Source organism: Rhodococcus sp. EPR-147 (genome assembly GCF_001647185.1).
Classification (GTDB): domain Bacteria; phylum Actinomycetota; class Actinomycetes; order Mycobacteriales; family Mycobacteriaceae; genus Rhodococcoides.
In genome coordinates, this window is the sequence record NZ_LVCU01000331.1 from 1 (window position 1) to 2,191 (window position 2,191).

Here is a 2,191-nt window from a genome sequence, read left to right on the forward strand (position 1 = left end):
CGGTCCTCTCGACAGCTGATCCGACCAACGCAAGTCGAAAGGCACCCCCATGTGGTCCTGGGACGCATTCTTCTCCATCCTGACGAGCACCCAGCTGCTCGAAGGCGCATGGGTCACTATCTGGCTCACCGTAGTCAGCATGATCCTCGGACTCGCTCTCGCAGTGGTGGTGGCCTCCGCGCGATCGTCCAAGCTCGTACCCCTGCGGATAGTCGCCGGGTTCTACGTGTGGCTGATGCGCGGCACGCCTCTACTGGTGCAGTTGGTGATCATCTACACCGGACTGCCTCAGGTCGGCATCAAACTGGGCGTGATCGAGGCGGCACTCGTCGGCCTGGTTCTCAACGAAGCCGCATACCTGTCGGAAATAGTGCGTTCCGGATTGCTGTCGGTTCCCACCGGACAAACGGAAGCGGCACGGGCCCTCGGTATGTCACCCACGAAGGTCTTCCGCGTGGTGGTTCTCCCTCAGGCACTGCGGGTGATGATTCCTCCACTCGGCAACAGCTTCAACGGGCTGCTCAAGACCACAACGCTGGTGTCGGTCATCTCAGTACAGGAGTTGCTGCGACGGACACAGTTCTTGGTGCAGGTGAATTTTCGAGTGCTGGAGGGGCTCTGCGCGGCAGCGTTGTACTTCCTGGCGCTGACAACTCTGTGGGGGTTGATTCAGAAGATGATCGAAGTACGAGTAGGACGTGGATACGACCGCAATTACCGCCGTAAGGGCGGCCCGTCGAGTCCGAAGCTCGACGACAGCGCGATGAAAGCCGAGGCTGTGAACCGATGACGAGTGCGACGTCTGCGACCACGAAGACCACGACGATGGTCGAGGTCAGGAATATGACGAAGGCCTACAACGATCTCGTCGTCCTCGACGACATCGATTTCACGGTGGACAAAGGGGAAGTGGTCCTGCTCCTCGGGCCGTCGGGAAGTGGAAAGAGCACCCTGCTGCGCACGCTCAACTGTCTCGAGACGATCGAATCCGGGACCGTCCGAGTGTGCGGCGAGATGATGGGCTTCTCGGAAGGCACCAAGCGAACGCCGCTGTCGGAGGCGCAGATCGCCAAGCAGCGGCACCACACAGGAATGGTGTTTCAGAGCTTCAACCTGTTTCCCATGATGACGGCGCTGGACAACGTCGCATCGGGTCCACGTCATGTCCTCGGCACGCAGAAGGACAAGGCGCGCAGGCAAGCTCAGGAACTGCTCGACCTCGTCGGCCTTGCGGACAAGGGGGAGAACTACCCGTCACAACTGTCCGGTGGTCAGCAGCAACGCGTGGCGATCGCCCGAGCGTTGGCGATGAAGCCCGAAGTGATGCTGTTCGACGAGCCCACGTCCGCCCTCGATCCCGAGATGGTCAACGAGGTCCTCGACGTCATGCTTCGACTGCGCGACGAGGGCATGACGATGGTGGTGGTCAGCCACGAAATGGGCTTCGCGAAAGCGGCCGCAGACAGGGTCGTCTTCATGAGCGACGGGAAGATCGTGGAAGAGGCACCTCCCGGTGAGTTCTTCGACAATCCCAAAAGCGCTCGTACACAACAATTCTTGAGTCGTATTCTCTGACGGGCGTAAGTGGCACCGACCATGCGTGCCGTAGGTCGAATGAATGAATGTCGAGTGAGGGGGGATCACGCTGCCGCCTTCTATCGCGATGTCGTTCAACCTCTGAAGCCATGGGTCCCGTCGGCACCGGGAACGTCCTCGCTCGACACCGTGGTCGACTGACCGGACCAACCACACCGAACCCCCGTCGTGTTGGTTAGTCTATCCCAACATAGGCAATGTTTGCCTAACTTGGATGATGGGGAAAGAATGCGGACCTTGAGAATTTCAACGACTCGAACGCGGGGATCTCGACGCACACTGGCGACGACATTCGCAGTGCTCTCGATGGTGGGCGTCACCGCGCTGAGCGGATGTTCCTCTTCGGACAACGAGCCGGGGGAGTCGAACACGACCACTTCGGAGTCCGGTTTCAGCTACGTCGACGGCCGCGGCGAAACCGTCGAACTCGACGCGGTGCCGTCGCGCATCGTGGCCAGCGAACAGGCTGCCGCAGCGTTGATCCCGCTGGGCATCAAGCCGGTCGGCATCTGGGGAGGGAGCTCCTTCGAGTCGTCGATCCCGCTACGCGGACTCGATCTCGACGGCATCGAAAGCGTGGGACAGGCATACGGCG

General features: G+C 60.7%; 2 protein-coding genes and 1 pseudogene. All 3 read left to right on the forward strand.

What is annotated here, in order from left to right:
• Positions 1-49 precede the first annotated feature (49 nt).
• Positions 50-790, forward strand: coding sequence for an amino acid ABC transporter permease (locus A2J02_RS15325; RefSeq protein ID WP_068051032.1), 741 nt, complete (start codon positions 50-52; stop codon positions 788-790).
• Complete coding sequence (locus A2J02_RS15330) at positions 787-1,575, forward strand: amino acid ABC transporter ATP-binding protein (RefSeq protein ID WP_082898851.1); 789 nt, start codon at positions 787-789, stop codon at positions 1,573-1,575. The genes A2J02_RS15325 and A2J02_RS15330 overlap by 4 nt, the downstream gene beginning before the upstream one ends.
• Before the next feature lie 258 nt (positions 1,576-1,833).
• Positions 1,834-2,191 (forward strand): annotated as a pseudogene (locus A2J02_RS15335) (ABC transporter substrate-binding protein); the annotation flags it as partial.